The sequence below is a fragment of the Phormidium pseudopriestleyi FRX01 genome (assembly GCF_017313335.1).
GTDB classification, from domain to species: Bacteria; Cyanobacteriota; Cyanobacteriia; order Cyanobacteriales; family Laspinemataceae; genus Laspinema; species Laspinema pseudopriestleyi.
In genome coordinates this window covers 1-3,021 of the sequence record NZ_JAFLQW010000549.1, presented here as the reverse complement: position 1 = coordinate 3,021, position 3,021 = coordinate 1, and the positions used below count along the sequence as shown (strand labels likewise).

Annotated in this window: 3 protein-coding genes and 1 pseudogene; 1 reads left to right on the top strand and 3 read right to left on the bottom strand. The window is 50.9% G+C overall.

What is annotated here, in order from left to right; genetic code table 11:
- The 3 genes from J0895_RS20810 to J0895_RS20800 form a co-directional block, all read right to left on the bottom strand.
- A partial coding sequence (locus J0895_RS20810; protein ID WP_340643561.1) for a beta-ketoacyl synthase N-terminal-like domain-containing protein occupies positions 1–545 on the bottom strand: 545 nt, incomplete at its 3' end.
- A 2-nt stretch (positions 546–547) separates the two neighbouring features.
- Positions 548–1,297, bottom strand: coding sequence for a peptidylprolyl isomerase (locus J0895_RS20805; RefSeq protein ID WP_207089909.1), 750 nt, complete (start codon positions 1,295–1,297; stop codon positions 548–550).
- A gap of 324 nt (positions 1,298–1,621) precedes the next feature.
- The gene (locus tag J0895_RS20800) at positions 1,622–2,188 is read right to left on the bottom strand and encodes a photosystem I assembly protein Ycf4 (RefSeq protein ID WP_207089908.1); all 567 of its coding nucleotides are present in this window, start codon (positions 2,186–2,188) and stop codon (positions 1,622–1,624) included.
- A gap of 623 nt (positions 2,189–2,811) precedes the next feature.
- On the opposite strand from J0895_RS20800, the pseudogene J0895_RS20795 reads away from it, so the two are divergent.
- Positions 2,812–3,021 (top strand): annotated as a pseudogene (locus tag J0895_RS20795) (photosystem II D2 protein (photosystem q(a) protein)); the annotation flags it as partial.

The window sequence follows — 3,021 nt, the reverse complement described above, 5'->3', positions numbered from 1 at the left end:
GGGGCTTCTGCGGCACCGACCACAACCTGCTGACATTGACCCGTGCGGATCAGTTCAAACCCTTGGGCGATCGCCCAAATCCCAGTGGCACAAGCAGCCATCGGTGCCATCACTGGTCCAGTGGCCCCGATCTGTCGCGCCGTAGCGATCGCCGGAGTATGGGGTAAAAGGTCTAACCAATTCACCCCCCAATCGCCGTCGCCCCCTCGGGGATTTTGACAAAATTGCCTTGCTAGTTGCTCCAATTTGCCTTGGTGAGCGCGACTGGAGCCAATAACCACCCCACCATCCGGCAGGGGTGGAACTAAACCGGCATCTTTGAGGGCGCGAGTCACCACGGGTTCGAGGAGTTGGTTCAGGCAAGCCGGATTAGGGCCAATTTGAGCCAGGGGACGGGGGGGCAGTTCCGGGAAAGGTTGGCCCAGGGCGATCGCCGACTCAGACCGGAGTAACCTTTGCCAAACCTGCTCCAAACAATTGCCCAAGGCACAAACCAGACCCATTCCTGTGACGACAATTTGCACCCCTTGATGACCGATTCTCACCTTTAGGAGGGACCGTTAGAACGAAAATTTTCCAGGCCATCAACGACTTGAGCTGATTGAATGCGATCGCCTTGTTGAATCCCGTCAATCACATCCATGCCTTCAGTGACCATGCCAAAAACGGCATAATTGCCATCTAAAAACTCTAGATCGCTCAAGGCAAAGTAAAACTGAGACGATGCCGAATCTGGCGCTTGCGATCGGGCCATTGCTAACGCGCCGCGTTTATGTTGCAAGACCGGAGTTTGACTAATTCGGGCCGATTGCAAGGGTGAACCATAGACCGGACTCTGCGCCCCTTGCGGAGTAATTTCTAACGGAATGTAGCGTTCCCGACTTGTTGCCGGGTCAATAAAACCCCCGGTGCCTAAATTTCCGCCAAAATTTGGATCTTTGCTTTGTGGGTCTCCCCCTTGAACCACAAAGGGTTCCGGTTCACGCACCACCCGGTGAAACATTAATCCGTCATAGACCTGACGCTGAACCAAATCCACAAAATTCCCCGCCGTAATCGGCGCATTTGTGCCATCCACTTCAATGATGACGGGTCTGCCATTAATCACCATTTGCACCGTGGCTTTTCCCTCCAAACGGGGGAGATTGCTGAAGGCATCTGGGGCTTGTGCCGTTACTGGGGGTTCCGTCGGCAAGTTAGCCGGTGGGGATGTCACGTCTTGTTGAGCGCAACCTCCGATTAGCAAAACACCTAGAATCATCACCGATACAATCCACTGCCGGATGTTAATTTCCATGTTCAGTTTCCAATACAATATGCTAACCTCGCGAGTGATATGAAATATGATGCCAATCTTACCTGAGCTAATTTTCTCGCTTTTGGGTATCGCGGGAATTGGGACAAAATAGTTTTAGATTCACCACTGAGGCTTTCTTTGGGTATGTCACCCAACAGGTGAGGAGGGGCAGTCTATGAAGAATTGCCCCTCTTCACCTATAGAAGTGATGCTATAGAAGTGATGCTATAGTCCTGATCTGTTTCTCTAAGGCCGGGGAGGGCGAGGCCGATTTTTACAGCTCAATTCCACTCTTTTTGAGGGTGTTAAGAGGATGACCCTGACTTATAACCCTTCCAGGGGAACCCCCAAAAACCGAGCTAATTCTGCACCTTCGTTTTCCAGTTCCGACAAGGGGATCGGTTGACCGACACGACTCAACGGCAGGGGATTACGACCTTTGGTTCGCATATACATCGCCCGTTTAGGATTGAGTCCTTCTTTGAGTTCGACTCGAATGGATTGGACATCTTCGAGGGGGTAGGAAATATCAATTTTACGATTTTTGCCCGGAAATCCCCAGCGGAAGATTTGAACCTTGCCGGTTTCTTTATTAAATTCGTTGTAGCCACCCCCCACATTCCAGAGAATGGTCAGCCAGAGATAAAGGGAGAGCAGCAAAGCTGATACCCCGTAAAAACCCATGACCAAGCCTTGGGGGAGAAAGAGGAGCTGGGTTGGGTCGGCAAAGGGCAAAAAATTGACTTTCAGATAACTGGAAAGGCTGGCTAAGAGAAAGCCGATACCGCCTAAGTTAACGACAACGACTAGAAGGTAGTTGCTGAACCGGCGAGAGCCGATAATTTCTTTGCGAAGTACGCGATCGCTAGTAGAGATGCTTTTTGCAGTCATCGAAAATAAGCTGGGTAAGGGAGAGAACGGAACCCTAAATTATAGAGAACAGGGAAAGATTTTTCCGGCATCTCTAAGGGTAAGGGCAGGGCACCTAAGAATAGGTCCTATCCTAGTATCCGTCTCTGCGGTGGACAATGGGCCAGAGTTTATAGGAAATTCTTAATTTTTTGAAGCCGCCACCGGGGGTAAACCCCTGGACAGCGCCAGGGAACTGGGGGAAACTCCCTTAAATCCCACTACATCAAATGGACAGTGATAGAGAGGGCATCGATCGCAGAAAGATTCAGACCGGAGAAAAAAACCAGCGGCCCCTCAAAATTGGGATGCTCGTTCGGACCTAAGAACGGATCTCAAGTCCGTGTCAACGTCCGTTAATCCCGTTCAAGGTGAGCCTCGGACAGCGCCACAGCCCTTGTCCTGAGATGGTTTGGTCTCATGGAGGCTCACCTTGAGCACCGGCCAGAGAGACTAGCTGGTGTTCAGGGAACTGGGCAGCCTCAAATTAAGGGTTTTGCAAAATTTGGTCAATGTAATATATAGTTATGTTAACTTAATTAGAAATCTTGCGATTCTTGTAGAGCAAGACGATTTAAAACCCGACCCCAACTCCCGCAAAATTTATGACAATAGCAGTCGGACGCGCACAGACAGAACGGGGATGGTTTGACGTCCTCGATGACTGGCTCAAGCGCGATCGCTTCGTCTTTATCGGTTGGTCTGGCCTATTACTCTTCCCCTGCGCCTATCTCGCAGTGGGGGGCTGGCTGACCGGCACCACCTTCGTCACCTCTTGGTACACCCACGGATTAGCTTCCTCCTATTTAGAAGGT

What these genes read in the sequence shown, in the direction of transcription:
- J0895_RS20805 (WP_207089909.1), bottom strand. Translation starts at nt 1,297, where the DNA reads ATGGAAATTAACATCCGGCAGTGGATTGTATCGGTGATGATTCTAGGT.
- J0895_RS20800 (WP_207089908.1), bottom strand. Translation starts at nt 2,188, where the DNA reads ATGACTGCAAAAAGCATCTCTACTAGCGATCGCGTACTTCGCAAAGAA.